Origin of the sequence: Nocardioides terrae, assembly GCF_900112345.1 — a bacterium.
GTDB lineage: Bacteria > Actinomycetota > Actinomycetes > Propionibacteriales > Nocardioidaceae > Nocardioides > Nocardioides terrae.
In genome coordinates, this window is record NZ_FOLB01000007.1 from 112,426 (window position 1) to 138,944 (window position 26,519).

Here is a 26,519-nt window from a genome sequence, read left to right on the forward strand (position 1 = left end):
GGCTGCTCAGTCGGTGACCGGTTCCCGGCTGAACTGGGTGCGATAGAGCTCGGCGTAGAGCCCGCCTGCCGCGATCAGCTCGTCGTGGGTGCCGCGCTGCACGATCGTGCCGCCCTCGACGACGAGGATCTGGTCGGCGCCGCGCACGGTCGAGAGCCGGTGCGCGATCACCAGCGACGTGCGTCCGGCCAGCGCGGCGTCGAGAGCCCGCTGGACGGCCGCCTCGGACTCGCTGTCGAGGTGGGCGGTCGCCTCGTCGAGCACGACGATCGACGGCGCCTTGAGCAGCAGCCGCGCGATCGCCAGGCGCTGGCGCTCCCCTCCTGAGAGCCGGTAGCCGCGGTCGCCGACGACGGTGTCGAGGCCGTCGGGGAGCGCCGAGACGAGCGCCGCGATCTGGGCCGCGTCGAGCGCCGCCCACAGTTGGTCGTCGGAGGCGCCGGGGCGGGCGTAGACCAGGTTGGCGCGGATCGTGTCGTGGAACATGTGGGCGTCCTGGGTGACGTAGCCGACCGCGTCCTCCAGCGACTGCAGGGTGACGTCGCGGACGTCGTGGCCGCCGACACGGACGACGCCGGCCCCGACGTCGTACAACCGGGCGACGAGGTGCGTGATCGTCGTCTTGCCCGCACCGGACGGGCCCACGAGGGCGACCATCTGGCCCGGCTCGGCGGTGAAGGTGATGTCGGTCAGCACCGGGCCGCTGGCCCGGCTCTCCGCCCGCGCGACGGACTCGAGGGACGCGAGCGAGACGTCCTCCGCCCGCGGGTAGGCGAAGGCGACGTGGTCGAACTCGACCCGGGCCGCCTCCGGCGGCAGCGCCGCCGCGTCGGCCTGCTCCTGGATCGACGACGGCAGGTCGAGGACCTCGAAGACGCGCTCGAAGCTCACCAGCGCCGTCATCACGTCGATGCGCACGTTGGACAGCGACTGCAGCGGCCCGAGCAGGCGCAGCAGCAGCAGCCCGAGCGCGGTGAGCGTGCCCAGGCTGAAGCGGCCCTCGATGACCAGCCAGCCCCCGACGCCGTAGACCAGTGCGGTGGCCATGGCCGGCACAGTCGTCATGGCCATCGAGAAGAGCCGGGTGAGCAACGCGATACGCACCCCGACGTCGCGTACGACGGCCGCCCGGTCGGCGAACTGGGCGTCCTCCTCGGCGCGCCGGCCGAAGAGCTTCATCAGCAGCGCTCCGCCGACGCTGAACCGCTCGGTCATCGCGGTGGCGAGCGCGGCGTTGCCGTTCATCTGCTCCCGGGTCAGCCCGGCCAGGCGGTTGCCGACCCAGCGCGACGTCGCGAGCAGGATGGGGAAGAGCAGCAGGCACAGCAGGGTGACCTGCCAGCTGAGCGTCAGCATGGTGACGCCGACGACGACGACCGAGATCAGCGAAGCCACCGTGTTGGAGAGCGTCGAGGTGAAGGCCCGCTGGGCGCCGATCACGTCGTTGTTGAGCCGGGAGACCAGCGCACCCGTCTGCGTGCGGGTGAAGAACGCCAGCGACTGCCGCTGGACGTGCGCGAAGACCTGCGTGCGCAGGTCGAAGATCAGGCCCTCGCCGATGCGTGAGGAGAGCAAGCCGCTCGCCACGCCGATCCCCGCGTCCACCAGCGCGACGACCGCCATGATGACCGCGAGCCAGACGACGAGCGACAGGTCGTGCTCGAGGATGCCGTCGTCGACGACCCGTTTCGTGAGCAGCGGCGTGACCACCACGAGTCCGGCGTCGATGATCGTGAACGCCAGGAATCCCGTGATCAGCCGGCGGTGCGGCCTCGCGAACGCGACCACGCGGCGCACGGTGCCGCGCTCGAGCCGCTGGCCGAGCACATCGCGGTCCGACCGCAAGTTGCGGTAGACGCCGCCCATCCCCAGGTTCCCTGACACCCGGCCAGTATCGCCGGACGCCGGCGTGCTCCCTGGCCCGGGTTCAGGCCAGCTTCCACAAGCCGGGCGCGCCGGCGGTCATCACACCCTCCGAGATCAGCGCCTGCCGGGCCCGCCGGGCGGCGTAGTGCCAGCGCAGCTCGCCATTGGGCGTCAGCTCCTCGTCACCGGGTCGGAGCCCCTCTCCGATCGTGGCGTGCACGCGGCTCAGCAGCTCCTCGACGGGCAGCTCGCCGCCCGCCTCCGTCAGCACGTCGACGATGATCGGGCCGAGCGCCTCGGGTGGCGTCCAGCGCCGCGAGACCGGCTTCCTGGTGACACCCGCGCTGCGCGTCGGCGTGGGCGTCGACGCCGCCCGCTTGCGTGGAGCGGGCGCCGTCCTCGCCTGAGCGGAGGCGGGGGCCGGAGCGGGCCGCCCATGGACACACTGGGACCTCGGGAGGTCGCACAGCTCGCAGTAGTCGTCGGTCGTGGCCATCGTCGCCCAGGATAGGCAACGGCCGGGCGAGCGGGTCAGCCGGTCCGGCCGCGCCTCGAGCCGACGTACGCCGCCTCGCGGATGCGGGAGAAGAACTTGACCGGCCCCAGCCCCGGCGCCTGGTGCAGATAGGGGTCGTACGGCGACCCGTCGTCGCCCGTCGGCTCGCCGATGTCCAGCACGCCGACCGTGCGCACCGATCGCGGTAACCGCCGCTCCCGCAGGACGAACCGGGTCTGCGAGCGACGCTCGAGCTCGAGCCAGAGCAGCCCGGAGCCCGACCGGTAAGGGAGGAGGGTGCTCTGGTGCCGTGGCGTGCCGCTGAACAGGAGGTCCACCCGGCCGGCGCCCCGGTCGAGCCGGACGGCCACCCCGCTCACGTCGGGGAGCGGCTGCGGCACGCCCAGCCCGCGGGAGAGCCGCACCCTCGCCGGGTGCACGCCGGTCCCGAGGGCCGCTCCGAGAGCACTCTCCGGGTCGTCCACCTGCAGCGTGGCGGCGGTGACGGTGCCGCGCGGGTGCAGCGCGCGGTCGTGCCGGAGCCGTGCCACGCGGGCGAAGACGTTCTCGGAGAGGGAGGAGAGAGGTCGCACGCCGCTCGGTACCCAGCGGACACTACATTCGGCGGATGGAGTTCCGTCGCGACCGCCTCACCTGGGTCGCGTACCTCCTCCTCTCGTGGTTCGCCTTCCTGCAGGCGGCGCCCGGCCTGGTGATCCCCCACCTGCGCCACGAGCTGCACATGAGCTACTCCGTCGGAGGCCTGCACGTCGCGGCGTTCGCGACCGGGAGCACCGTCGCGGGGCTGCTGTCGGAGCGGATCGAGCGCCGGCTCGGGCGCCGGCCGCTGCTGTGGTGGTCGGCCGCCGTCATGGCGTTGGGAGCGGTCGGGCTGACCGCAGGTAGATCACCGCTCGCAACCGTCGGCTCGGTCCTGGTCATGGGCCTGGGTGGCGGTCTGCTGCTCGCCACCGTCCAGGCGCTGCTGGCGGACCACCACGGCGAGCGACGGGCCGTCGCCCTCACCGAGGCCAACGTCGCCGCCAGCATCGCCTACGTCGTGCTCACCGGCGCGCTCTCGCTCGCCGCCGGCATCGGTGCCGGGTGGCGCGCGGCCGTGCTGGTCTCGCTGGCCGTGCCGGCCGTGGCGTGGTGGCGCAACCACGGGCTCGCCTTCGAGGCACCCGCTCCGCCGGGGACCGTCGCCGGGCGGCTCCCGGCCCTCGTGTGGCTGGCGACCGGCATGCTGTTCTGCACGACCGCCGCGGAGTGGTGCGTGACGTCGTGGGGCTCGAGCTTCGTGGAGGACGCCGCCGACGTCTCCTCCGACACGGCGGTGACGCTGATGGTCGGCTACTTCGGCGGGTTCGTGGTCGGCCGCACCCTCGGCAGCGTCCTGAGTCGGCGCTACGAGCCGCCGAGGCTGCTGGCCGGCGCGCTGGTCGTCGCGGCCGCCGGGTTCGTCGTGCTGTGGCCGGCGCACACGCCGACCCAGGCCGTGGTCGGGCTGGGCGTTGTCGGCGTCGGCATCGGCAACCTGTTCCCGCTCGGCCTCGCCGTCACGGTCGGCCTGGTGCCGGGTCGCGCCGCGCTCGCGAGCGGCCGGGCGGTCGTCACGACCGCCTTCGCCGGGCTGCTCGCCCCGCTCACGGTCGGCACGCTGGCCGACGCCACGTCGCTGACCGCCGCTCTGGCCGTCGTACCCGTCTCACTGGCGCTGGCGGGCGTGGCGCTCGCGTCCGTCTGGCTCGCCCAGCGTCGGCCGGCGGCGGATCAGGCCAGCGAGACCAGGTCGGCGTAGGACTCGTTCCACAGGTCCTCGACGCCATCGGGCAGGATCAGCACCCGGTCGGGCTCGAGCGCCTCGACGGCGCCCTCGTCGTGGGTGACGAGGATGATCGAGCCCTCGTAGCGACGGATCGCGTTGAGGACCTCCTCGCGGGAGGCCGGGTCGAGGTTGTTGGTCGGCTCGTCGAGGAGCAGCACGTTGGCGGCGCTGACCACGAGCGAGGCGAGCGCGAGCCGGGTCTTCTCGCCGCCCGAGAGCACGCCGGCGGGCTTGTGCACGTCGTCGCCGCTGAAGAGGAACGCACCGAGCACGGTGCGCGCCTCGGTGTCGGTCAGCTCGGGCGCGGCGGACTGCATGTTCTCCAGCACGGAGCGGCGGACGTCGAGCGTCTCGTGCTCCTGGGCGTAGTAACCGACCTTGAGCCCGTGACCGGGGACGACCTCGCCCGTGTCCGGCTTGTCGACGCCCGCGAGGATCCGCAGCATCGTCGTCTTGCCGGCACCGTTGAGCCCGAGGATGACGACGCGCGAGCCCTTGTCGATCGCCAGGTCGACGGCCGTGAACACCTCGAGCGCGCCGTAGGACTTCGACAGCCCCTGCGCGGTGATGGGCGTCCGGCCGCACGGCGCCGGGGAGGGGAACTTGATCGCGGCGACCTTGTCGACCTGCCGCTCGCCCTCGACGCCGGCCATCAGCTTCTCGGCCCGCTTGAGCATCTGCTGCGCGGCGCTCGCCTTGGTCGCCTTCGCGCGCATCTTGTTGGCCTGGTCGGTGAGCGTCCTGGCCTTGTTCTGCGCGTTCATCAGCTCGCGCTTGCGACGCTCCTCGTCGGTCTCGCGCTGGGTGAGGTAGTTCTTCCAGCCCATGTTGTAGATGTCCATCACGGCGCGGTTGGCGTCGAGGTGGAAGACCTTGTTCACCGTCTGCGCCATCAGGCTGTTGTCGTGGCTGATCACGATGAAGCCGCCCTTGAACGCCTTCATCCAGTCGCGCAGCCAGATGATCGAGTCGGCGTCGAGGTGGTTGGTGGGCTCGTCGAGGATGAGGACCTCGGCGCCCGAGAAGAGGATGCGGGCGAGCTCGACCCGGCGGCGCTGGCCACCGGAGAGCGTGCCGAGGTGCTGGTCCATCAGCCGGTCCGCGATCCCGAGCGACTGGGCGATCTGCAGCGCCTCGGTCTCGGCGGCATACCCGCCGCCGGCGTCCAGCTCGTCGTGGGCGCGCTGGTAGCGGCGCATCGCCCGCTCCCGGACGCTCGGGTCCTCGGAGCCCATCTCGTGCTCGGCGGCACGCATCCGGCGTACGGCGTCGTCGAGCCCGCGCGCCGAGAGGATCCGGTCGCGCACGAGGACCTCGGGGTCGCCGACCCGCGGGTCCTGCGGCAGGTAGCCGATCTCGCCGGTGCGGCTGACGCTGCCGCCTGCGGGCAGCGCATCGCCGGAGAGGACCTTCGTGAGCGTGGTCTTGCCGGCGCCGTTGCGGCCGACGAGGCCGACCTTGTCGCCCGGTCCGACCCGGAAGCTGACGTCATCCATGAGGAGCCTGGCGCCGACGCGGACTTCCAGCTGATGGGCGGTGATCATAACTGTCACTACTGTAGGCGGCTGGGTACCGTGCGCCGAAGTTGGCGAAGGACAGGAGAAGGTGCATGCGCTTCAACCCGAAGGCGCGGCTCGACACGAGCCGGACCCGCGACGTCGGCGGTTCGTCCGGTGGCGGGCTCGGCGGCGGGGGCCTGTCGCTGCCCGCGGGCAGGATGAGCGGCGGCGGTCTCGTCGTGCTGCTCCTGTTGTTCGTGATCGGCCAGTGCACCGGCGTCGGGCCCGACATGGGCAGCGTCCTCGGCGGCTCCACGACGGGCAGCTCGCTCGACGCGAGCCGGTTCGACGCGAGCGGTGGCGGCACCGAGCGGTACGCGAACTGCAAGACCGGCGACGACGCCAACAACAACGCCGACTGCGCGCTGGTGGCGGTGGAGAACTCCCTCTACGACTACTGGGGCGACGAGCTGGGCGGCAAGTTCCAGCCGGAGGCCGGCGTCGCGACGTTCACCGGCCAGGTGAGCACGAACGGCTGCGGCACGGCGACGACCGACGTCGGGCCGTTCTACTGCCCGACCGACCAGACGATCTACCTCGACACCTCCTTCTACCAGGACATGCTCGAGGGCCAGCTCGGCGGGAAGGACGCGCCGTTCGTGCGTGCCTACGTGATCGCCCACGAGTTCGGTCACCACATCCAGAACCTGCTCGGGGTCATGGGCCAGGTCCGCACCCAGCAGGGTCCGAAGAGCGACTCGGTCAAGCTCGAGCTCGAGGCGGACTGCTTCGCGGGCATGTGGGCGCAGGCCGCCCAGACCACGCCCGACGCGGACGGCAACGTGCTCATCTCCGATCTCACCGACGCCGACATCACCGACGCCATCGGCGCGGCCACGACGGTCGGCGACGACTACATCGAGAACCGCATGAGCGGCGGCGTCAACCCGGAGAAGTGGACCCACGGCTCGTCCGCGCAGCGCGTGCAGTGGTTCAAGACCGGCATGTCCTCGAACAACGACATCAACGCCTGCGACACGTTCGCGCCGGGAGCGATCTAGCCGACCTACCGGTCGAGCAGCGCCTCGACCGCGTCGGACTGGCGCTGCAGCGCGCGTAGGTGCGGCGCCACGGACGGGTGCCGGAACTTCGCCCCCAGGGCGCCCTCCCCCGTCACCACACGCGCCAGCGCCCAGTCGGCACGGGTGAAGACCGTGTAGACGGCGGTCACCTGCGCGCCGAGGGTGACCTGCTCCCGGGTGGCGACACCGTCGGGCAGCCCGAGCAGGTACGCGTCCAGGAGCGGCTCGAACTCCTCGCGGGCCATCAGCAGGTAGAAGCCCAGGTCGGCGCCCACCGGCCCGTAGCCGAGCGAGCCCCAGTCCACCGCGACCAGCTCGTCGCCCTCCCGGCCGAGCAGGTTGCCCGGGACCGGGTCGCCGTGCTGGGCGACCTGGGGCAGCCGGTCGAGCTCGTCGAGCAGTCGTCCGCGCTTGCGCCACAGCGAGTCGGCGATGTCGCTGGCCGTCGTACGGCCGAGGGTGGACCAGCCGCCGCGGCGCTCGACGCGGGCCAGCCGGTCGCGCAGCTGGTTGCGGGCCAGCCAGCGCACGTGGCCGAGCTCGGCGGCGGCGAAGCGGCCAATGGCGTGGGCGATGAAGAGGCCGCTGTTCGCGGCGTCCTCGACCCAGTCCTGGATGATCGTGAGCCCGTCGGCGTCCTCCTCGACCGACATGCGGGGCGCGCGCAGGCCGGGCGTCGCGTCCACCAGGCCGTACGTCGCCACGTCGGCCGCCCTGCGCCAGTAGGCGAAGTGGCGAGGGTCGGTGAGCTCGGCCGGGTCGAAGTCGTCGGGCGCGGCCACGCGCTTGACGGCGACCGCGCGGTCACCGAGGACGGTGCGCCAGACGCCGACGGTCGACACGCCGCTGCCGCCCGGCAGAACGAGCCACCCAGGCTCGGGCTCCCACATGGTCGCGACGCTAGCCGATGAGGCGCCTCACACCGCGCAACCGGAACGTCTCAGCCTCGGGGCGTCGCCTGCCGATCAGCCGCGACGTGAGGTTGACGAAGAAGGTCACGGCCCTGACCGCCACCGCGCTGGTCGCTCTCGCGGGCGGCCTGCTGGCCCCCGACGCCGCCCGGGCGGACGGGTCGCGCCTGCCGCTCCCGGCGCCGAAGACGTTCAGCGGAGCGCCGTACGCGGCCAACCCCACGAACCCGCTCGCCGGTGGGTCGTGGGCGGTCAACAACGGGTTCTGGGAGAACGGTCGCGGGCTCTACACGGACTACCGTCGAGCCGCCGGCACGACCAAGGCCTACCTCGCCCGCGCCGCACTCCAGCCATCGGCACTCTGGCTGACCAGCACCAACTCCTTCACCCGCACGAAGGTCCCCGACTACCTGCGCACGGTGAACCCGAGCAGCGACCCGGCCAAGCTGGTCACGGTCGCCGTCTTCGGGCTCTGGCCGCGCGGCGAGGGTGCCCGCCACAGCCCGCTGACGCGGCGGCAGCAGACGCACTACCGCACCTGGATCCGCCGGGTCTCGGCAGGCATCGGCCGGTCCCGCGTGCTCGTCGCGCTGGAGCCGGACCTGGCCATCACCGCCAACCGCGGCTCCGACGGCGTCCGGGACCCGCTGGTCCGGCAGAGCCTGACGCGCTTCGCCGCGCAGTACTTCCACGACCACAACCCGCGCGCCGCCGTCTACCTGGACGCGGGTGCCTCCGACTGGCTCTCCCCCGGCCAGGCCGCCGACCTCCTGCAGCGCTCCGGCGTGCAGTTCACCCGCGGCTTCAGCCTCGACATCACCCACTACACCCGGACGTCGGACAACATCACGCAGGGCGCCGCCATCGTCAGCGCCCTCGCGGCACGCGGCATCGGCGGCAAGCACTTCGTGATCGACACCGCCGACAGCGGGCGGGGCTACACCTACGCGCAGTGGGCCGCCCGGTTCGGGACGTCGACGTACGACAACTCGCGCCGCTGCAGCGGCGCCCAGCCGACCCTGTGCAACGCGCTCGGCGTGCCGCCCACGTGGCAGGTCGCGCAGCCCGCCTACGTCCAGGCACTCGGGCTCACCGCGGTTCAGGCGCAGACGGCGGCACGGGACGTCGACGCCTACGTCTGGCTGACCCGGCCGTGGATGCTCAACCAGGCCTCGCCCTACCGGCACACCAAGGCCGTGCCCGCGGCGCAGTTCACGCCGTTCGGGTCGCTCTTCTGACCGGCCGGCGTTCAGCCGATGTCGCGCTCGCGGAAGGCGACGTGGCCCAGCCCCGACGACGCGCCGGCCGTGGCCAACAGCACCAGCACGGGCGTCAGCCGGAACTCCTCGGCCGGGGCCAGTGCCATGTGCTCGAAGGGCGACAGGCCCCGGATCCATGCGGGCAGCTGGAGCGGCTCGGCCAGGATCAGCACGACGACGGCGAGGGCGAGCGGCACCCAGGCGATCTGGACGAGATCCTGGCGTAGCCCGTACAGCAGCCGGGCGATACTGCTCAGCAGGAGCACCGGGGCGACGTAGGCGAGCGCGGGTACGCCGAGCCGGAGGACGGCGCCCCAGTCGCCGGTGGTCGTCGCGTAGCCGAGGCCGAGGCCGAACCCCGCGACCGCGACGACCAGCACCGATCCGGCGATCGTGACGAGGGTGTGCCCGAGGAGCCAGCCCTGACGGGTCAGACCGGTCGCGAGCAGGTCCTCCACCCGACCGGAGGCCTCCTCGCCGTGCGGCCGGATCGCCGAGGAGACGCCGAACCCCGAGGCTGTGAGGGCCAGCATGACGATGGCGACCGCGTAGAACCCGTCGATCACGTCGTTCGGGTCGACCCCGAACAGGTCCAGACCCCGGTCGCCGATCACGTCGCCGACGCTGTCGCCGAGGGTGCCGTAGGAGAAGCCCATCAGCAGCAGGCCGATCGTCCAGCCGATGACGGCGCCCCGTTGCAGCCGCCACGCCAGACCGAGCGCGATCGGGAGCCCGCGGGTCAGCCCGACCGAGGCGGCGGCCGGGCCGGCCGTCGCGGCCCACAGCCCGGAGCCGATGTCGCGGCGGTGGAACAACGCGACTGCTCCGCACACGAGCGCGGCGCCGCCCGTCACGAGCAGCAGCAAGGGCCACCAGCGCAGGCCCGACCACGGGTGCATCGCCTGGTACCAGCCGATCGGCGAGAGCCAGCTGAGCGCGGGCGCCCCGACGTCGCCGATCGCCCGCAGGACGTAGGCGACTCCGATCGCGGCGCCGACGATTCCGTACATCGCGCGGGTGCTCCGAGTGAGCTGTGCGGCGACGAGGGCGACGCCGCTGAAGAACCATCCGGCGCCGGTCAGGCCGAGCCCCGCGCCCCACGAGTCGGCCGCTGCGAGCGGGACGCTCGTCAGGCTGAGAGCGACGAGGACACCGAGCACCAGGTTGGCGATCAGCGCGACGGAGAGCCCGGCGAGGAGTGGCGCGTGCCGGTTGACGGCCGTGCTGCGCAACAGCTCGTCGCGCCCGGACTCCTCCTCGGCACGCGTGTGCCGGCCCACCAGGAACATGCTCATCAGCCCCACGAGGATCACGGCGAAGGCGCTGATCTGCCAGAAGGTGTTGCCGCCGATGGTGTCGAGGGCGCGAGCGGGACCGGCCATGGCGATGAGTGCGGCGTTCGACGCCATCGTGGCGGCGGACCTGTCCAACGCCGCCTGGTCCTCGTAGAGCCCCTCGAGGCTGACGGCCTGCGACCAGTAGAGGACGGTTCCACCGAGAACCCACAGCAGGACCATCCAACGGTCGCGTCGCAGGTGGCCGCGGAGGAGCACCCACCAGCCGGTCACGACTCGCCCTCGTCGGCACGGACCGTATCGCCGTAGTGCCGCAGGAAGAGCTCCTCCAGGGTCGGCGGCTGGGACACGAGGGTGCGCACGCCCGCGCGGTGGAGGGCGCCGAGCGCAGCATCGATCGCGTTGCTCTCGACCTGGAACCTGGCCTGGTTGCCCGTCACGTGCAGGTCGTGCACGCCGGCCAGCTCGGCCAGGCCGTCCGGCGGACCGGCGAGCTCGGCCTCGACCGAGGTGCGGGTCAGGTGACGAAGGTCGGCGAGGGTCCCCGACTCGACGACCCGCCCGGCGCGGATGATGCTCACCCGGTCGCAGAGACGCTCCACCTCGGCCAGGATGTGGCTGGAGAGCAGGACACTGCCACCGTTGGCACGGAAGCGCTCGACGTACTCCTGGAAGACCTCCTCCATCAGCGGGTCGAGGCCGGAGGTCGGCTCGTCGAGCAGCAACAGCTCCACGTCGGAGGCCAGCGCCGCCACGAGAGCGACCTTCTGCCGGTTGCCCTTCGAGTAGCTGCGGCCGCGCTTGGTCGGATCGAGCTCGAACCTTCCGATCAGCTCCTCACGTCGCGCTGGATCCAGCCCGCCCCGCAGCCTGCCCAGGAGGTCGATGGTCTCGCCGCCGGTGAGGTTGGGCCACAGGTTGACCTCACCCGGGACGTAGGCCAGCCGTCGGTGCAGCTCGGCCGCCTGGCGCCACGGGTCACCACCGAGCAGCGTGACCCGACCGGTGTCCTTGCGCAACAGCCCGAGCAGGATGCGGATGGTCGTCGACTTCCCGGCGCCGTTGGGGCCGAGGAAGCCGTGCACCTCGCCGGCGCCGACGGTGAGGTCGAGCGCGTCGAGGGCGCGGAACGCGCCGAAGGTCTTCACCAGGCCCCTGGTCTCGATCACGGGAGTCGTCGTCACGGTCTCGACCCTACGCTTGTTTCAGAGCTTTCTGAAACCTGATAACGTCACGGCATGGAAGCGCAGCGCGAGGCGGCGGAGCGGATCGGCGCGGCCCTGGTGTCGAGCGGCATGGCACGGCTCCCCTCCCGGCTGTTCGCCGCCCTCCTCGTGGACGACGACGGGCGGATGACCTCCGTCGAGCTGGCGTCGTTCCTCGGGATCTCCTCGGGTGGAGTGTCCGCCGCGGTGCGCTACCTCGAGCAGATCGGGCTCGTCCGGCGCGAGCGCGAGCCGGGGGGCCGGCGGGACGTCTACGTCGTGGACGACGACGCGTGGCATGACGCGATGATGGCGCCGGACCAGCTCTACGCCCCTATCAAGTCGGCGATGGCGTCGGCGGTCCAGCTCCTCGGCGACGCGCCGGCCGCCACCCGCGTCGAGCTGTCCCTGGAGTTCCTCGACTTCCTCACCGTCGAGCTCGCGTCGCTGGCCGAGCGGTGGGAGGAGCACAAGCGCCGCACGCACCCGTCCTGATCGCCGGCACGCCTGCGTGGCCCGGAATGCTGATGCGCGACGGGGTCGGTCGGGAACACACTTCTGGCATGAGTGAGACACTCCCCCGACTGCCCGACGACGACTTCGCCCGAGTGCTCTGCGTCGTGGCCCATCCCGACGACATGGAGTACGGCTCGTCCGCCGCGGTGGCGACCTGGGTCCGGCGCGGCGCACGGGCCCGCTACCTCCTGCTCACCAAGGGCGAGGCGGGGATGGACAACACCGAGCCGGAGCGCACCAAGGAGATCCGCACCGCCGAGCAGGAGGCCGCGTGCCGGGCGGTCGGTGTCGAGCGCGTCGACTTCCTCGACCACCCGGACGGGACCCTCCTCTACGGCCTCGACCTCCGCCGTGACATCGCCGCAGCGATCCGGGAGTTCCGGCCCGACGTGGTCGTGACCGGGTCCTGGGAGGTCGAGTTCGTCCAGGGGATGCTCAACCAGGCCGACCACCGCGTCGCCGGACTGGCCTCGCTCGACGCCGTCCGCGACGCCGGCAACCGCTGGGTCTTCCCCGACCAGCTCACCGACGGGGTCGAGCCGCACGCCGTGCGCTGGCTGCTCGTGTCGGGCGACCCGGCGCCGACGCACGGAGTGGAGGTGGACGAGGAGGCGCACGAGGCCGCCGTCGCCTCGCTGGAGGCGCACGGCGCCTACCTGGCGTCGATCTCCTGGCACCCGACCGCCCGCCAGCTCGTCACCATGGTGACGGGCATGATGGGCAAGGCGCTCGGGACCGAGCGCGGCGTGCTCTTCCGCGCCTACGACTTCCAGGCGCCGCCGCCGTTCCCGGAGGATTGAGCAGTCGCGTCAGGCCCGTTGTCGCGCCTCAGACGTTGAACCCGAGCGCACGCAGCTGCTCGCGGCCGTCGGGGGTGATCTTGTCGGGGCCCCACGGCGGCATCCAGACCCAGTTGATGGCGACGTCGTTGACCATCCCCTCGAGCGCCATGTTGGTCTGCTCCTGGATGAGGTCGGTCAGCGGACACGCGGCGGAGGTCAGGGTCATGTCGATGACGACGTCCGAGGTCTCGCCGATGTGCACGCCGTAGACCAGCCCGAGGTCGACGACGTTGATCCCGAGCTCGGGGTCGACGACGTCCTTCATCGCCTCGGTCACGTCGTCGACGGCGAGGGACGCGCCCTCGGCGACGGTGACGGTCATGGTGTGGCCGCCCGGCTGCGCGTGGTCGTGGCCCGCGTGATCGTGCCCGGCGTGGTCATGACCGTGGTCGTGCCCGGTGTGGTCCTGGTGGTCGTGCTCAGTCATCACTTCTCCTCCGTGGCGTCGTCGGCGCCGGCCAGGGACTGCGCCGTCGCGTCCTTCCACGCCATCCAGCTCAACAGGGCGCACTTCACACGCGCCGGGAACTTCGCCACGCCGGCGAAGGCGATCCCGTCCTCGAGGACGTCCTCGTCGGGCTCGACGCTGCCCTTGCCCTGCATCAGGGTCAAGAAGTCGGCGTGGATCGCCATCGCCTCGTCGACGCTCCGACCGATCACGAGGTCGGTCATCACCGACGCCGACGCCTGCGAGATGGAGCAGCCGACGGCGTCGTACGACACGTCCTCCACCCGGCGCACGCCGTCGGCGCTGTCGCTGAGGTGCACCCGCAGGGTGACCTCGTCGCCGCACGTGGGGTTGACGTGGTGGACCTCCGCCTCGAACGGGTCACGCAGACCCGTGTGGTGGGGGTTCTTGTAGTGATCCAGGATGATCTCCTGGTAGAGCGAGTCGAGGTTCTGCCCTGTCGTGTTCCCGGTGCTCATCAACCGTCCAACTTGAAGTAGGAGCGGGTGTATTCCAACGCCTCGACGAGGGCGTCGATCTCCGCAGGGGTGGTGTAGAGGTAGGACGACATCCGGCTCGAGCTCTGCACGCCGAAGCGGGCGTGCGCCGGCTTGGCGCAGTGGTGCCCGGCCCGGATCGCGACGCCGCGCGAGTCGACGACCTGTGCGATGTCGTGCGGGTGCACGCCCTCGAGCTCGAAGGAGATCGCCCCGCCGCGCTGTGCCGCGTCGAGCGGGCCGAGCACCTTCAGCCCCTTGACCGCCTGCAGACCCTCGAGGGCGTAGGCGGTGATGGCCTGCTCGTGGGCGTGGATCGCGTCCATGCCGAGGTGGCCGAGGTAGGTCAGCGCCGCACCGAGGCCGACGGCCTCGACGATCGGCGGCGTCCCCGCCTCGAACTTGTGTGGGATGCCCGCGTACGTCGACCGCTCCATGCGGACGGTCTCGATCATCTCGCCGCCGCCGAGGAACGGGGGCAGCTGCTCGAGGACCTCACGCCGGCCCCAGAGCACGCCGATGCCCGTCGGGCCGACCGTCTTGTGGCCGGTGAAGACCAGGAAGTCGGGTCGCTCCTCGGGCGCCATCGCGGCCAGGTCGATCGGCAGCTGCGGTGCGGCCTGGGAGGCGTCGAGCACGACGAGGGCGCCGACAGAGTGCGCACGGCGGGCGATCTCGGCGACCGGGTTGATCGTGCCGAGCATGTTGGACACCCAGGTCAGCGTGACGACCCTGGTGCGCTCGGTGATCAGCTCGTCGATGTTCGAGGTGTCGAGCAGCCCGTCGTCGGTCAGGCCGAACCAGCGCAGGGTCGCGCCCTTGCGCTCGGTGAGCAGCTGCCACGGCACGATGTTGGAGTGGTGCTCCATCTCGGTGGTGACGACGACGTCGCCCTCGCCGATCTCGAGCGGCCCCCGCGCCCACGCCAGCGTGTTCGCCACCAGGTTGAGCGCCTCGGAGGCGTTCTTGGTGAAGATCACCTCGTCGCGCTCGGGCGCGCCGATGAACTCGGCCACGACGTCGCGGGCGGACTCGAACGCCTCGGTCGACTCCGCCCCCAGGGCGTGCATCGCCCGGGCGACGTTCGCGTTGTGCCGCTCGAGGTGGTCGACCATCGTGTCGATCACGATCTGCGGCTTCTGCGAGGTGTTCGCGCTGTCGAGGTAGACCAGCGCTAGTCCGTCGTGGACGGTGCGCTCGAGGATCGGGAAGTCCTTGCGGACGACCTCGAGCTCGGGCAGCAGGCCGGGGAGAGTCATCAGACGGAGGCCCTCACGAACCTGTCGTAGCCGTTGGCCTCCAGCTCCTCGGCCAGCTCGGGGCCACCGGACTCGGCGACGCGGCCGTCGACGAACACGTGCACCCGGTCGGGCTTCACGTAGCGCAGGATGCGCGTGTAGTGGGTGATCAGGAGGACGCCCTTGTTCTCGCGCTCACGGAAGGTGTTGATGCCCTCCGAGACGATCTTGAGCGCGTCGATGTCGAGGCCGGAGTCGGTCTCGTCGAGCACGGCGACCTTCGGGTCGAGGAGGGCTAGCTGGGCCATCTCGTGGCGCTTCTTCTCACCGCCGGAGAAGCCCTCGTTGACCGAGCGTTGCGAGAACGTCGGGTCGAGGTTCATCTTCTCCATGGCCCCGTTGACCTCCTTGACCCACGTGCGCAGCTTCGGGGCCTCGCCGTCGATGGCGGTCTTGGCGGTCCGCAGGAAGTTCGCGACCGACACACCCGGGACCTCGACGGGGTACTGCATGGCCAGGAAGAGGCCGGCGCGAGCGCGCTCGTCGACGGTCATGCTGAGCAGGTCATCGCCGTCGAGCGTGACCGTGCCGCCGGTGATGGTGTACTTCGGGTGGCCGGCGATCGAGTAGGCCAGCGTCGACTTGCCCGAGCCGTTCGGGCCCATGATCGCGTGGGTCTCGCCATCGCCGATCGTGAGCGTGACGCCCTTGAGGATCTCCTTGGCGCCGTCCTCGGTGTCGACCGAGACCCGCAGGTCCTTGATCTCGAGCTTGCTCATGCGGTGGGAACTCCGTTCTCGGTGGCGCCGGTCAGGACGCTCATGTTCTTGGACAGCTCGGCCTCGACCGTCTCGGTCAGCTTGGCCTCGAGCTCGGGTACGTCGATCTTGCGGATGAGGTCGTTGAAGAAGCCATGCACGACGAGACGCCGGGCCTCGGTCTCCGACACGCCGCGCGAGCGCAGGTAGAAGAGCTGCTCGTCGTCGAAGCGGCCGGTCGCCGACGCGTGCCCCGCGCCCTCGATCTCGCCCGTCTCGATCTCGAGGTTCGGGACGGAGTCGGCCTGGCAGCCGTCGGTGAGCACGAGGTTGCGGTTCTCCTCGTAGGTCTCGATGCCCTCGGCGACCTTGCGGATCAGCACGTTGCCGATCCACACGGTGTGGGCACCCTCGCCCTGCAGCGCGCCCTTGTAGACGACGTGCGACTTCGTCTTCGGCGCGGTGTGGTCGACGAAGAGGCGGTGCTCGATGTGCTGGCCCTCGTCGGCGAAGTAGAGGCCGAGCAGCTCGGCGGAGCCGCCGGGGCCGGCGTACTCCACGCTCGTGTCGCTGCGGACCACGTCGCCGCCGAAGGTGACCGCGACGTGCTTGAGCGTCGCGTCCCGGCCGACCGAGGCGTGCTGGTTGACCACGTGCACGGCGTCGTCGGCCCAGCCGTGGACGGCCACGAAGGTGAGCTCGGCGCCGTCCTCGACGACGATCTCGAGGTTCTCCGCCCAGGTCGCGGACCCGCTGTAGTCGACGACGACCGTCGAGCGGCTGTGCTTCCCGGCGCGGACCAGCAGGTGGCCGGCCGAGGCGACGTCGACCCCGGTGCCGACCACGCGGACCGTGGCGGCACGGTCACCGACGTAGTCGTCCGGGACGGTGAGCTCGAGGACCGAGGTGGCGGCCTCCCACACCCGGGCCGAGACGCGGTCGGTCGGCACGAGGCCGGAGGCGCCGCGCTGCGAGTCGGACACCGGCACCGACGCGCCGGTGACGCCCTCGGGCAGGTCGAGCTCGACCTTGAAGGCGTCGCCGTCGAGCGGCGCGTCGGAGTGCAGGCCCTTGAGCCGGCGCAGCGGCGTGAACCGCCAGATCTCCTCGCGGCCGGTCGGGACGGCGTGGTCCTCGACGTCGAACGAGCCCTCCGGGTGGAGGTGGGACTCGATGCGGTCGCCCGAGGGCCCCATCTCCAGTGAGTCCTTGACGCTGTCCAGCACCGTCACCCGACGGCTCCTTCCATCTGCAGTTCGATCAGGCGGTTGAGCTCGAGGGCGTACTCCATCGGGAGCTCCTTGGCGATCGGCTCGACGAAGCCGCGCACGATCATCGCCATCGCCTCGTCCTCGGCCATGCCGCGGCTCATGAGGTAGAAGAGCTGGTCGTCGGAGACCTTCGAGACGCTGGCCTCGTGGCCCATCGACACGTCGTCCTCGCGGATGTCGACGTAGGGATAGGTGTCGGACCGGCTGATCTGGTCGACCAGCAGCGCGTCGCAGAGCACGTTGGACTTCGAGCCGTGGGCGCCCTCGTTGACCTGGATCAGGCCGCGGTAGGACGTCCGGCCACCGCCACGGGCGACGGACTTGCTCAGGATCGAGCTGGAGGTGTGCGGGGCGGCGTGCACCATCTTGGCGCCGGCGTCCTGGTGCTGGCCCTCGCCGGCGAAGGCGATGGAGAGCGTCTCACCCTTGGCGTGCTCGCCCATGAGGTAGACCGCGGGGTACTTCATGGTGACCTTGGAGCCGATGTTGCCGTCGACCCACTCCATGGTGGCGCCGGCCTCGCAGGTGGCCCGCTTGGTCACCAGGTTGTAGACGTTGTTCGACCAGTTCTGGATGGTCGTGTAGCGCACCCGGGCGTTCTTCTTGACGATGATCTCGACGACCGCGGAGTGCAGCGAGTCCGAGGAGTAGATCGGCGCGGTGCAGCCCTCGACGTAGTGGACGTAGGAGTCCTCGTCGGCGATGATCAGCGTCCGCTCGAACTGGCCCATGTTCTCGGTGTTGATCCGGAAGTAGGCCTGTAGCGGGATGTCCACGTGGACGCCCTTGGGCACGTAGATGAACGAGCCGCCCGACCAGACGCTGGTGTTGAGCGCGGCGAACTTGTTGTCGCCGACCGGGATGACGGTGCCGAAGTACTCCTTGAAGAGCTCCTCGTGCTGCTTCAGCGCGGTGTCGGTGTCGACGAAGATGACGCCCTGCTGCTCGAGGTCCTCGCGGATCGAGTGGTAGACGACCTCGGACTCGTACTGCGCGGCGACGCCGGCGACGAGGCGCTGCTTCTCCGCCTCTGGGATGCCGAGCTTGTCGTAGGTGTTCTTGATGTCCTCGGGGAGGTCCTCCCACGAGGCGGCCTGCTTCTCCGAGGAGCGCACGAAGTACTTGATGTTGTCGAAGTCGATCGCCGACAGGTCCGAGCCCCACGTGGGCATGGGCTTGCGACCGAAGAGCTTCAGGCCCTTCAGGCGGAGGTCGAGCATCCACTGCGGCTCGCTCTTCTTCCCCGAGATGTCGCGGACGACAGCCTCGTTGAGGCCGCGCTGTGCCACGGCGCCGGCGGTGTCGGGGTCGGCCCAGCCGAACTCGTAGCGGCCGATGCCGTGCAGCTCCGGGTTGAGCTCTTCGATGGAGGTCATGCGGTGACCTGCTCCTTCTTCCTCGTGGTGCTGCTCGTGTTGCTCGTGTTCGTGTGCGGGATGCAGGTGGTGCACACCCCGTCGCCGTGCGCGATCGTGGCCAGCCGCTGCACGTGGGTGCCGAGGACCTCGCCGATCGCCTCGGTCTCGGCCTCGCACAGCTGGGGGAACTCGTGGGCCACGTGGGAGACCGGGCAGTGCTGCTGGCACAGCTGCTCCCCCATCGCCTGGCCGTTGACCACCGGCAGCTCGCGCACGCCGGCCGCGTAGCCCTCGTCGGTGAAGACCCGTGCCAGCACCTGCGCCGGTGAGAGCGACGGGTCGGCCGCGGCGACCGTCTCGAAGCCCTGCTTGATGAACGCCGCGCGCCGGTGGGCGAATTCCCGCACGCCGGCCTCGCCCGCCGTCTCGGCGAGGAAGCGCAGCGCGGAGACGGCCAGGTCGTCGTACTGCTGGTCGAACTTGGTCTCGCGGCCCTGCTCGGTAAGGGCGAAGACCTTGGCCGGCCGCCCGCGTCCGCGGTGGTGGCCCGGACGCTGGTCACGCGCCTCGACCGTGCCCTCCTCGGCCAGCTGGTCGAGGTGGCGGCGTACCGCCGCCGCGGTCAGGTGGAGCCTGACGGCGAGGTCGGCCGCGGTGGACGGACCGTTGACGAGGATCGACCGAGCGACACGCTCACGCGTGCGCTTGTCGGGTGCCTCGTCGATTTTCACAACACTAGTGTGCTCTTATTGCCGAGCGCCCTTCAAGCAAGGCGACCCTTACTGGGCCGCGCTGCGACCTGCGTCACGTCCAGACGCCGATGCGCAACACTGGCGCCATGCCGGGATCATTGCTGGGCACCGTCGTCCGCCGGGTCGAGGACCCGGACCTGCTGGTCGGTCGGTCCACCTTCGTCGACAACATGCAGGCCGCCGATCTGCTGCACGCGGTGTTCGTGCGGAGCCCCTTCGCCCACGCGGGACTGGTGTCGGTCGACACCGCCGAGGCGGCGGCCGCGCCTGGCGTCGTCGCCGTGCTGACCGGCGCCGACCTCGACGGCCGCACGCTGGAGCCCTTCGCGATCGCCGACCCGCGGCTGACCCAGCCGCCGCTCGCCGTCGGCAAGGTGCGCTACGTCGGCCAGGCCGTTGCCCTCGTCGTCGCCGAGTCGCGCGCTCAGGCCGTCGACGCCGCCGAGCTCGTCGAGATCGGCTACGACCCGCTCCCGGCCGTCGTCGACATGGAGGAGGCGCTCGCCGAGGACGCGCCCCTGCAGTTCGAGGAGCTGGGCAGCAACGTCGCCGCCTCGCGCAAGGACGACGACATGGACCGCCAGCTGGGCGGGTCCGCGGAAGGCCCGTGGCCCGCCGACGCCCGCGTCGTCCGGGTCCGGATCGAGAACCAGCGCGTCGCCACCGCCCCGATGGAGGGCCACGCCGTCCTGGTGCGACCGGGCCGACCGGACGACGAGCACGAGCTGTCGATCTGGCTGACCACCCAGCAGCCGCACATGGCGCGCGACCAGCTCGCCGCGTTCGCCGGGCTGCCGCCCGAACGGGTCCGGCTGATCGCGCCGCACGTCGGCGGCGCGTTCGGCGGCAAGGCCGGCGCCAACGCCGAGCACGCGGTGATCGTCGCCGCCGCGCAGCAGGTCGGCCGCCCCGTGAAGTGGGCGGAGACGCGCAGCGAGTCGATGCTGTCGATGCACGGGCGCGGGCAGGTGCAGTACGCCGAGCTGGGGCTCTCCGACGAGGGCAGGATCCTCGGCATGCGGCTGCGGATCGTCGGCGACTGCGGCGCCTACGGCGGCTTCGGCGGTACGTTCCCGCTCGGTGGCACCTACCTGATGGCCCAGGGCGTCTACGAGATCCCGCGGATCGCCTACGCGGGCATCGCGGCGCTCACCAACACCGCCCCGGTCGGCGCCTTCCGCGGCGCCGGACGGCCCGAGGCGGCCGCCCTCATCGAGCGGCTCATCGACCTGGCCGCCGACGAGCTCGGGCTGCTGCCCGAGGAGATCAGGAGGCGCAACCTGATCCCGAAGGACGCCTTCCCCTACGACACCGTCACCGGCGCCCACTACGACGTCGGCGACTTCGACCTGCCGCTGCGCGAGGCGCTGCGGATCGCCGACGTCGACGCCGTCCGGGCCGAGCAGGCCCGGCGCCGCGAGGCCGGGGGCGTCAAGCAGCTGGGCGTCGGCCTGGCGACGTACGTCGAGATCACGGGGTTCGCCGGCACGGAGTTCGGCTCCGTGGAGGTGCACGCCGACGGCAGCGCCACCGTCAGCGCCGGGACGTCGGCGCACGGCCAGGGCCACGCGACGTCCTTCGCGATGATCGTCTCCGACCGCTTGGGCATCCCGATGGAGCGGATCAGCTTCGTGCAGTCCGACACCGCCCTGGTGCGCAGCGGCGGCGGCACGGGCGGCTCACGGTCGCTGCAGCTCGGTGGCAGTGCCGTCGGGCGCGCCGCCGACAAGGTCCTCGATCGTGCTCGTGAGGTGGCGGCGAAGCTGCTCGAGGCCAGCGGTGCCGACATCGACCTGGTCGACGGCGGCTTCGCGGTCCGCGGCGTCCCCGGCGTCACCCTCGGCTGGGCGAAGGTCGCCGCCGAGGCGGCTGCGGAGGGCGTCGCCCTGGCGGACACCGACGACTTCACCGCCAGCCACGCCACCTTCCCGTTCGGCTGCCACGTCTCGATCGTCGAGGTCGACACCGAGACCGGTGAGGTGACACCGGTGCGCCACGTCGCCGTCGACGACTGCGGCCGTGTCCTCAACCCGCTCCTCGTCGAGGGCCAGCAGCACGGCGGCGCCCTGCAGGGCATCTCGCAGGCGCTGTGGGAGGAGTTCGTCTACGACACCGAAGGCAACCCGCTCACCGCGACGTTCGCCGACTACACCCTGCCCACCGCGGCGGACACGATCTTCTACGACGCCACGAACACCGAGACGCCGACCCCGCTCAACCCGCTGGGCGCCAAGGGCATCGGCGAGTCGGCGACGATCGGCTCGACCCCGGCCGTCCAGAACGCCGTCGTCGACGCGCTGTCCCACCTCGGTGTCCGCCACGTCGACATGCCGTGCACGCCCGAGCGGGTGTGGCGCGCGGTCGAGCAGGCGCGGTCGGGCACGCTGCCCGACCCGTGGCGCGAGCCGCCCGCGCGGTTCGCGACGATCCCGTCCGACTCCGAGGGCGGGTCGGTCACGCACAGCGCGGAGGTGTGAGCTCCTCGCTGGTCGAGTAGCCCGCGAGGAACGAGCGGGCGTGTCGAGACCCGGCTCGGTCAGCGCAGGTCCTTGCGGAGGTGGACCTCCGTCACCCGGCTGGCGTCGGGGATCATGATCGACCGGGCCCACCGGTCGTAGCCGTAGACGCGTGCACGGACGAGGCGCACCTGCTTCTCGGTGAGGTGGCGGGCGACGGCGCCGAGGAAGGACCTGCTCAGCCGCTGGCCGCGGAACTCCGGGAAGAGGTGGAGCGTGTGCCCGTGGAGGTCCGTCCCCTCCTCACCCGTGACGAGGGTCGCCCACATGCCCCCGATCGGCCGGTCGTCGAGGACCGCGGTCAGCAGCAGCTCCCCGTCTGGGGCAGGGTCGTCACCGAGCCGGACCAGCCGGGTCTCCAGCTCCTCCAGCCGGCTGCTGGCCGGGTCTGCCACGCCGGCCCGGGCCATGCCGCTGTGCAGCAGCGCGCGGGCCTCGCCGACGAAGCGCCGGCGCTCGTCGGCATCCATCGGCCGCACGGACACCCGCCGGTCCTGCTGGAGGTCGGGGCCGACGTCCGGGTCGAGGGTGCGCGCAGTACCGAACATGGTGGCCTGGAAGCCCGCGCGACCGAAGGCCGTCGCGAGCGCGGGTGCCACCGCAGTGGCGAGCTCCGTCGCTCCGCGGTCGCGGGCATGCGTCGCCAGCACGGACGCCACGGACGTCCAGGCGCCGGCGGCGTCGTGCGGCAGCGTCGTCTGCAGCACCCGAACGGCACACCGGAGGCCGGCACCCTCGCGCCCGTAGGCGAGCAGAGCACCTCCGACGTCGACGCCGCCGACCGCGACCACCACGGCCTCGTGCTGCTCGTCCCGGTAGGGCTCCGGCAGTGGCGTGCCGGCCGCGTCGCGGTCGGCACGCCACTCGTCGAGCTCCGTCCCGGGCATCTGCCGCACCCGGGCTTCGGTCACGACAGCTCGAGCACGTCGGACGTCGAGCGCTTGACCGTCACGCCGCCGCGCAGCACGGCGCGGTAGCGCGTCCTGGCGGTGCCGTTGTGGTCGGCCACCGTCAGCTTGGCGACGCCCCTGCGGTTGAGCTTGTGGGCGGCGACCCGGACCCACCGGTGACCGTGGACCTTCCGGAAGAGCACCACGACCTTGCCGGCCACGGCGACCGGCGCGGCGACCTTCACCCGGTCGGCCCGCGCACCCCGCCCGGCACCACCGAGGCCCACGACGACCGTGGTCCGCCCGGGACCGAACTGCGTCCCGGCGGGGGCGCTCTCGTGGGCGTTGCTGCTGACGGCGGTCAGGCGCCCCGACTCGGACGGGTTGCCCGCCTCGGCCTGGTCCTGCACCGTCACGCTGAACTGGCCGAGCGCGTTGGTGGTCGTGGTGCCGGTGAGCGCGCGGGCGGCGCCGATGCCGGCGTCGGCCAGCCGGCCGGGGGCCAGCTCGTGGCCGCGGGCGTAGCTCAGGTCGATCGTGCGCCCGGGCATCGGCTTGCCGCCGACGCTCAGGCTCCCGACGTACGTCATCCGCCCGCCCGACGGTGCGCTCGCCACCCCGGCCGCCAGGGTCAGGACGGAGTCCCCGACCGTGAAGGTCGTCCTCAGCCGATGGTCGACCCGCGCCTCGTTGGGCGTCGTGTAGTCGAGCGTGTAGGAACCGGCCATCGCCGCGTTGACCGGGATCACGACCCTCCCCGTGGCGTCCGCGGTGGCGGTCACCGGCGCCGTCGGGGTGCTCCCGGTCCGGTAGAGCGAGTAGCTGACCTGCGAGGCCGACGCGTACGGCGCCCCCTTCTGGTCAACGATCTGCAGGGCGACGTCCCCGGCGGCGTACTCGTCGCTGTCGAAGGCGCTGCCGTCGGCGAGCCGGGCCACGGTGGAGGTGGCCTCGGGCGCGTAGGCCGGCGTCGCGCCGGTCGTGGTCTTGACGTCGTCCGGTGCGTCGAAGGTGGCGTCGTCCGCGGCGTTGGCGTAGTAGGTCACGGTGGACGCGGCCGGCTGGAGCGCGGAGACGTGGCCGGCACCGTCGGTGTAGCCGACCAGCGCGTTGTCCGGGAGCCGGCGCACCTGCGCACCGGCCACCGGGGCGCCGTTCTCGTCCGAGACCGACAGGATCGCCGGCGTGCCGTCGGGCGTCGGGTCGCCGAAGGCGTCGAACGAGATGTGGGAGATCGTCTGCTCGTGGAGCGTGACGGGGAGGACGTCGTCGCTGTCGCGGCGCGCGGCGATCGCGAGGATCGCACCGTCGGGGCCGTCCTGGGCGTCGAACGCGCTGATGTCGAGGGCACCGGAGAAGAAGCCTCCGGGAACACTCGAGCCGGTCGGCGACGGGAGGCTCGGGAGGTCACCGGGGTCGAACGAGGCCTTGAAGGCGGTCGGGCTGACCGCCGCATCGGTCCGGCCCTGGAAGGTCCCGTCCGAGGCACGCCACCAGGAGAGCGCCACATCGCCGTCGCTCGCCGACGTGGTGCCGAGGACCGCGGCGAGCGTCGCCGTGTGACCGGCGGAGACGTACGGCTGCGGGAAGTAGCCCTGAGCGCTGGTGGTGAGGAGGACGCTGTTGGTGGGAGAGGACTGCCCGGTGACCTTGACGTCGCGGCGGGTGGCGTAGGAGGTGACGGCCTCCTCGCCCACGCCGAGGGTCGCCGCGACCCGGACGGCGACCGTCCGGCCGGCGAGGGCTGCGGCCGACCACGACCCGGTCACGTAGCCGCCGGCGTCCGGGGTCAGCACGGCCCCGTCGACCACGGCCCAGCCATCGGCCTCGTCGCTGGCATCGGGGTCGACGTTGTACTCGAAGACGGCCGTCGCGGACGGGTCCACCCGGGCGGTGAGCCTGACCGACATGGTGTTGCTCAAGAACGCGCCGTCGTACCGGACCGACGCCTTGCCACTGAACTGGCTGATCAGTGTCGGCGACACGGGGGACGCGGTCTCTGCGTGTGCGGTGGTGGCGAGACCGGTGACGGCGAGCGCGGCGACCGCGCTGACGGCCAGGCCACGCATGAGCGACTGACGCTGCATGTAGAGGGTGCTCCTCGGGTGGAAGTGCCGTGGGCTTCGCCACGGGCTGACGGGCTCCGGCGACGCTAGGCGGAGGCCTCCGCCCGGGTCTTTGCTTTGGACGAGCCGTTGACCCGTCGTTGACTTCCCCACGCTGCGCGTCCGGTCGGGCATGGCCCGATTGGGGACGGGCGAGCGCGGCTCCCTAGACTCGCGCCGTGTCAACCGTCGCTGTGGAGGTCGCCGATCTCCGCATGTCCTACGGCGACAAGACGGCCGTGGACGGGCTCTCGCTCGCCGTCGACCGCGGGTCGATCACCGCCGTGCTCGGCCCGAACGGGGCCGGCAAGACCACCACGCTGGAGACCTGCGAGGGCTACCGCCGCCCGCACTCCGGACGGGTCCGCGTGCTCGGCCTCGACCCGATCGCCGACCGCCGCCGGCTGCTCCCCCGCATCGGCGTGATGCTGCAGGGCCAGGGAGCGTGGAGCGGGGTGCGCGCGATGGAGATGCTGCGCCACATCGCGCGCCTGCACGCGCACCCGCTCGACGTCGACATGCTGTCCGACCGGCTCGGGCTCGACGAGTGCGGCCGCACCCCCTACCGGCGGCTCTCCGGAGGCCAGCAGCAGCGGCTCGGCCTGGCGATGGCCCTCGTCGGGCGCCCGGAGATCGTCTTCGTCGACGAGCCCACCGCGGGGATGGACCCGGCCGCCCGGCGTACGACGTGGGAGCTGCTGCGCGAGATGCGCGCCGACGGCGTCACCGTGGTGCTGACCACCCACTACCTCGAGGAGGCCGAACAGCTGGCCGACCGGGTGCACATCATCGACCACGGCCGGCTCATCGCCTCCGGGTCTCCGCTCGAGCTGACCCGGGGCGGCACTGCCGCGACGATCCGGCTCGTGGTGACCCGACCCTTCCCGCCGGGTGCTCCGGACTCGCTCCGGATCGCGCTCGGCGACGCCACCGAGGTCACCCAGCTCGACGAGCGGAGCCTGCTCGTCATCGGCCCGGCCGACAGCACGACGCTGGCGCGGGTGTCCCACTGGTGCGAGGAGCAGGGCGTGCTGCCGGAGTCGCTCACGCTGGGCCGACGCAGCCTCGAGGACGTCTTCCTCGAGCTCACCGGACGGGAGCTGCAGCCGTGACCGGCACCTTCACCCCCATGCCGGGTGGCGCGGCCCTGCACCGCCAGGTCCTGGCGCAGGCCTCGATGGAGGCCCGCCTGATGCTCCGCAACGGCGAGCAGCTGCTGCTCGCCGTCGTGATCCCCGTCATCGTGCTGGTCGGCGCCGTCAAGGGCGGCCAGCACCTCGACCTCTCCCCCTCGGTCCTCGACGGCCGTCCGCTCGTCGACCTCTTCACGCCGGGCGTGCTCGCCCTCGCGATCATGTCGACGTCGTTCACGTCGCTGGCGATCGCCACCGGCTTCGAGCGGCGCTACGGCGTCATCAAGCGGCTCGGCGCGTCGCCGCTCCCCCGCCTCGGCCTGCTGGCCGGCAAGGTCCTCGCCCTCGTGCTCGTCGAGCTGGTCCAACTCTTCGTCATCGGCGGCGTGGGGCAGCTGCTCGGGTGGACCCCCGAGCCCGGTGCCGTCGGCTTCCTGCTCGCGGTCGTCCTGGGCACGGCCGCGTTCGCCGCGCTCGGGCTGCTCGTGGCCGGCACGCTGCGCGCCGAGGCGACCCTGGCCGCGGCGAACCTCATCTACCTGCTCCTGCTCGCCGGCGGCGCCGTCGTCCTGCCCGCCTCGGCGTACGGCGGCTTCGGCTCCTTCGCCGAGTGGCTGCCGTCCGGCGCGCTCGGCGAGGCCGTCCGGACGGCCTTCCTCGACGGCGCGGTCGCCTGGCGCGACCTCGGCGTGCTCCTCGGCTGGGCCGTCCTCGGCTCGGCGCTCACTGCTAGGACCTTCACGTGGGAATGACC

General features: G+C 71.8%; 24 protein-coding genes. 8 read left to right on the plus strand and 16 right to left on the minus strand.

Annotated elements, in window-relative coordinates:
• Positions 1–6 precede the first annotated feature (6 nt).
• From BM236_RS11060 to BM236_RS11070, 3 genes are all read right to left on the minus strand, one after another.
• Entirely contained in the window at positions 7–1,866 is a 1,860-nt protein-coding gene (locus BM236_RS11060; RefSeq protein ID WP_091123600.1) for an ABC transporter ATP-binding protein, read from the minus strand.
• Positions 1,867–1,927: 61 nt separating this feature from the next.
• Positions 1,928–2,362: a hypothetical protein gene (locus tag BM236_RS11065; RefSeq protein WP_091123602.1), complete on the minus strand. Its 435-nt coding sequence runs from the start codon at positions 2,360–2,362 to the stop codon at positions 1,928–1,930.
• A gap of 35 nt (positions 2,363–2,397) precedes the next feature.
• Entirely contained in the window at positions 2,398–2,955 is a 558-nt protein-coding gene (locus BM236_RS11070; RefSeq protein WP_091123604.1) for a hypothetical protein, read from the minus strand.
• 35 nt (positions 2,956–2,990) lie between these two features.
• Here BM236_RS11070 and BM236_RS11075 point away from each other — a divergent pair, with 35 nt between their 5' ends.
• Positions 2,991–4,163 (plus strand): MFS transporter, encoded by a 1,173-nt coding sequence (locus tag BM236_RS11075; protein ID WP_091123607.1) that lies wholly within the window; start codon positions 2,991–2,993, stop codon positions 4,161–4,163.
• Here BM236_RS11075 and BM236_RS11080 read toward each other — a convergent pair.
• Positions 4,136–5,734 carry an ABC-F family ATP-binding cassette domain-containing protein gene (locus tag BM236_RS11080; protein WP_091123609.1) on the minus strand — a complete coding sequence of 533 codons (1,599 nt, stop codon included), beginning with the start codon at positions 5,732–5,734 and terminating at the stop codon, positions 4,136–4,138. The two genes, BM236_RS11075 and BM236_RS11080, sit on opposite strands and share 28 nt — an antisense overlap.
• Positions 5,735–5,799: 65 nt before the next feature.
• On the opposite strand from BM236_RS11080, the gene ypfJ reads away from it, so the two are divergent.
• The gene (gene ypfJ, locus BM236_RS11085; RefSeq protein ID WP_091123612.1) at positions 5,800–6,750 is read left to right on the plus strand and encodes a KPN_02809 family neutral zinc metallopeptidase; all 951 of its coding nucleotides are present in this window, start codon (positions 5,800–5,802) and stop codon (positions 6,748–6,750) included.
• Between the two features lie 5 nt (positions 6,751–6,755).
• Here ypfJ and BM236_RS11090 read toward each other — a convergent pair whose 3' ends face one another.
• A complete protein-coding gene (locus BM236_RS11090; RefSeq protein WP_091123615.1) occupies positions 6,756–7,661 on the minus strand; it encodes a phosphotransferase family protein in 906 nt (301 codons plus the stop codon).
• A gap of 86 nt (positions 7,662–7,747) precedes the next feature.
• On the opposite strand from BM236_RS11090, the gene BM236_RS11095 reads away from it, so the two are divergent.
• On the plus strand, positions 7,748–8,920 hold the full coding sequence (locus BM236_RS11095; RefSeq protein ID WP_175507649.1) for a glycoside hydrolase family 6 protein: 1,173 nt from the start codon (positions 7,748–7,750) through the stop codon (positions 8,918–8,920).
• 11 nt (positions 8,921–8,931) lie between these two features.
• Here the strand turns inward: BM236_RS11095 and BM236_RS11100 are convergent, their stop codons facing one another.
• Positions 8,932–10,509: an ABC transporter permease gene (locus BM236_RS11100; protein ID WP_091123619.1), complete on the minus strand. Its 1,578-nt coding sequence runs from the start codon at positions 10,507–10,509 to the stop codon at positions 8,932–8,934.
• Complete coding sequence (locus BM236_RS11105; RefSeq protein ID WP_175507650.1) at positions 10,506–11,420, minus strand: ABC transporter ATP-binding protein; 915 nt, start codon at positions 11,418–11,420, stop codon at positions 10,506–10,508. The genes BM236_RS11100 and BM236_RS11105 overlap by 4 nt, the downstream gene beginning before the upstream one ends.
• 54 nt (positions 11,421–11,474) lie before the next feature.
• On the opposite strand from BM236_RS11105, the gene BM236_RS11110 reads away from it, so the two are divergent.
• Entirely contained in the window at positions 11,475–11,936 is a 462-nt protein-coding gene (locus BM236_RS11110) for a GbsR/MarR family transcriptional regulator (protein ID WP_091123623.1), read from the plus strand.
• A 68-nt stretch (positions 11,937–12,004) separates the two neighbouring features.
• The gene (locus BM236_RS11115) at positions 12,005–12,757 is read left to right on the plus strand and encodes a PIG-L deacetylase family protein (protein ID WP_091123626.1); all 753 of its coding nucleotides are present in this window, start codon (positions 12,005–12,007) and stop codon (positions 12,755–12,757) included.
• 28 nt (positions 12,758–12,785) lie between these two features.
• On the opposite strand, the gene BM236_RS11120 is transcribed toward BM236_RS11115, so the two are convergent.
• The 7 genes from BM236_RS11120 to BM236_RS11150 all read right to left on the minus strand — a co-directional run bounded on the left by BM236_RS11120 (position 12,786) and on the right by BM236_RS11150 (position 19,100).
• The gene (locus BM236_RS11120) at positions 12,786–13,121 is read right to left on the minus strand and encodes a metal-sulfur cluster assembly factor (protein ID WP_091123824.1); all 336 of its coding nucleotides are present in this window, start codon (positions 13,119–13,121) and stop codon (positions 12,786–12,788) included.
• Positions 13,122–13,225: 104 nt separating this feature from the next.
• Complete coding sequence (gene sufU / locus BM236_RS11125) at positions 13,226–13,726, minus strand: Fe-S cluster assembly sulfur transfer protein SufU (protein ID WP_091123628.1); 501 nt, start codon at positions 13,724–13,726, stop codon at positions 13,226–13,228.
• A complete protein-coding gene (locus BM236_RS11130) occupies positions 13,726–15,003 on the minus strand; it encodes a cysteine desulfurase (protein ID WP_091123630.1) in 1,278 nt (425 codons plus the stop codon). The genes sufU and BM236_RS11130 overlap by 1 nt, the downstream gene beginning before the upstream one ends.
• On the minus strand, positions 15,003–15,761 hold the full coding sequence (gene sufC, locus BM236_RS11135; RefSeq protein WP_091123632.1) for a Fe-S cluster assembly ATPase SufC: 759 nt from the start codon (positions 15,759–15,761) through the stop codon (positions 15,003–15,005). Before sufC ends, BM236_RS11130 begins: the two co-directional genes overlap by 1 nt.
• On the minus strand, positions 15,758–16,972 hold the full coding sequence (gene sufD, locus BM236_RS11140; RefSeq protein ID WP_245750275.1) for a Fe-S cluster assembly protein SufD: 1,215 nt from the start codon (positions 16,970–16,972) through the stop codon (positions 15,758–15,760). Before sufD ends, sufC begins: the two co-directional genes overlap by 4 nt.
• Positions 16,969–18,387: a Fe-S cluster assembly protein SufB gene (gene sufB / locus BM236_RS11145; protein WP_091123633.1), complete on the minus strand. Its 1,419-nt coding sequence runs from the start codon at positions 18,385–18,387 to the stop codon at positions 16,969–16,971. The genes sufD and sufB overlap by 4 nt, the downstream gene beginning before the upstream one ends.
• Positions 18,384–19,100 (minus strand): helix-turn-helix transcriptional regulator, encoded by a 717-nt coding sequence (locus BM236_RS11150; RefSeq protein ID WP_091123635.1) that lies wholly within the window; start codon positions 19,098–19,100, stop codon positions 18,384–18,386. The genes sufB and BM236_RS11150 overlap by 4 nt, the downstream gene beginning before the upstream one ends.
• 107 nt (positions 19,101–19,207) lie before the next feature.
• Here BM236_RS11150 and BM236_RS11155 point away from each other — a divergent pair, with 107 nt between their 5' ends.
• Positions 19,208–21,598, plus strand: a complete 2,391-nt coding sequence (locus tag BM236_RS11155) for a xanthine dehydrogenase family protein molybdopterin-binding subunit (protein WP_091123638.1) — start codon at positions 19,208–19,210, stop codon at positions 21,596–21,598.
• 59 nt (positions 21,599–21,657) lie between these two features.
• Here the strand turns inward: BM236_RS11155 and BM236_RS11160 are convergent, their stop codons facing one another.
• A complete protein-coding gene (locus tag BM236_RS11160) occupies positions 21,658–22,548 on the minus strand; it encodes a hypothetical protein (RefSeq protein ID WP_091123640.1) in 891 nt (296 codons plus the stop codon).
• Entirely contained in the window at positions 22,545–24,614 is a 2,070-nt protein-coding gene (locus BM236_RS11165) for a hypothetical protein (RefSeq protein ID WP_091123642.1), read from the minus strand. The genes BM236_RS11160 and BM236_RS11165 overlap by 4 nt, the downstream gene beginning before the upstream one ends.
• A 197-nt stretch (positions 24,615–24,811) precedes the next feature.
• Here BM236_RS11165 and BM236_RS11170 point away from each other — a divergent pair, with 197 nt between their 5' ends.
• Both BM236_RS11170 and BM236_RS11175 read left to right on the plus strand, forming a co-directional pair.
• The gene (locus BM236_RS11170; protein ID WP_245750276.1) at positions 24,812–25,744 is read left to right on the plus strand and encodes an ABC transporter ATP-binding protein; all 933 of its coding nucleotides are present in this window, start codon (positions 24,812–24,814) and stop codon (positions 25,742–25,744) included.
• Positions 25,745–25,761: 17 nt separating this feature from the next.
• Entirely contained in the window at positions 25,762–26,517 is a 756-nt protein-coding gene (locus BM236_RS11175) for an ABC transporter permease (protein ID WP_091123828.1), read from the plus strand.
• The last annotated feature ends 2 nt before the right edge of the window (positions 26,518–26,519 follow it).

Bases quoted from the DNA above. Each gene is read 5' to 3' on its own strand.
- BM236_RS11060 (WP_091123600.1), bottom strand. From the start codon at position 1,866: ATGGGCGGCGTCTACCGCAACTTGCGGTCGGACCGCGATGTGCTCGGC.
- BM236_RS11065 (WP_091123602.1), bottom strand. From the start codon at position 2,362: ATGGCCACGACCGACGACTACTGCGAGCTGTGCGACCTCCCGAGGTCC.
- BM236_RS11075 (WP_091123607.1), top strand. From the start codon at position 2,991: ATGGAGTTCCGTCGCGACCGCCTCACCTGGGTCGCGTACCTCCTCCTC.
- BM236_RS11080 (WP_091123609.1), bottom strand. From the start codon at position 5,734: ATGATCACCGCCCATCAGCTGGAAGTCCGCGTCGGCGCCAGGCTCCTC.
- ypfJ (WP_091123612.1), top strand. From the start codon at position 5,800: ATGCGCTTCAACCCGAAGGCGCGGCTCGACACGAGCCGGACCCGCGAC.
- BM236_RS11090 (WP_091123615.1), bottom strand. From the start codon at position 7,661: ATGTGGGAGCCCGAGCCTGGGTGGCTCGTTCTGCCGGGCGGCAGCGGC.
- BM236_RS11110 (WP_091123623.1), top strand. From the start codon at position 11,475: ATGGAAGCGCAGCGCGAGGCGGCGGAGCGGATCGGCGCGGCCCTGGTG.
- BM236_RS11115 (WP_091123626.1), top strand. From the start codon at position 12,005: ATGAGTGAGACACTCCCCCGACTGCCCGACGACGACTTCGCCCGAGTG.
- BM236_RS11120 (WP_091123824.1), bottom strand. From the start codon at position 13,121: ATGACCGTCACCGTCGCCGAGGGCGCGTCCCTCGCCGTCGACGACGTG.
- sufU (WP_091123628.1), bottom strand. From the start codon at position 13,726: ATGAGCACCGGGAACACGACAGGGCAGAACCTCGACTCGCTCTACCAG.
- BM236_RS11130 (WP_091123630.1), bottom strand. From the start codon at position 15,003: ATGACTCTCCCCGGCCTGCTGCCCGAGCTCGAGGTCGTCCGCAAGGAC.
- sufC (WP_091123632.1), bottom strand. From the start codon at position 15,761: ATGAGCAAGCTCGAGATCAAGGACCTGCGGGTCTCGGTCGACACCGAG.
- sufB (WP_091123633.1), bottom strand. From the start codon at position 18,387: ATGACCTCCATCGAAGAGCTCAACCCGGAGCTGCACGGCATCGGCCGC.
- BM236_RS11155 (WP_091123638.1), top strand. From the start codon at position 19,208: ATGCCGGGATCATTGCTGGGCACCGTCGTCCGCCGGGTCGAGGACCCG.
- BM236_RS11165 (WP_091123642.1), bottom strand. From the start codon at position 24,614: ATGCAGCGTCAGTCGCTCATGCGTGGCCTGGCCGTCAGCGCGGTCGCC.
- BM236_RS11175 (WP_091123828.1), top strand. From the start codon at position 25,762: ATGCCGGGTGGCGCGGCCCTGCACCGCCAGGTCCTGGCGCAGGCCTCG.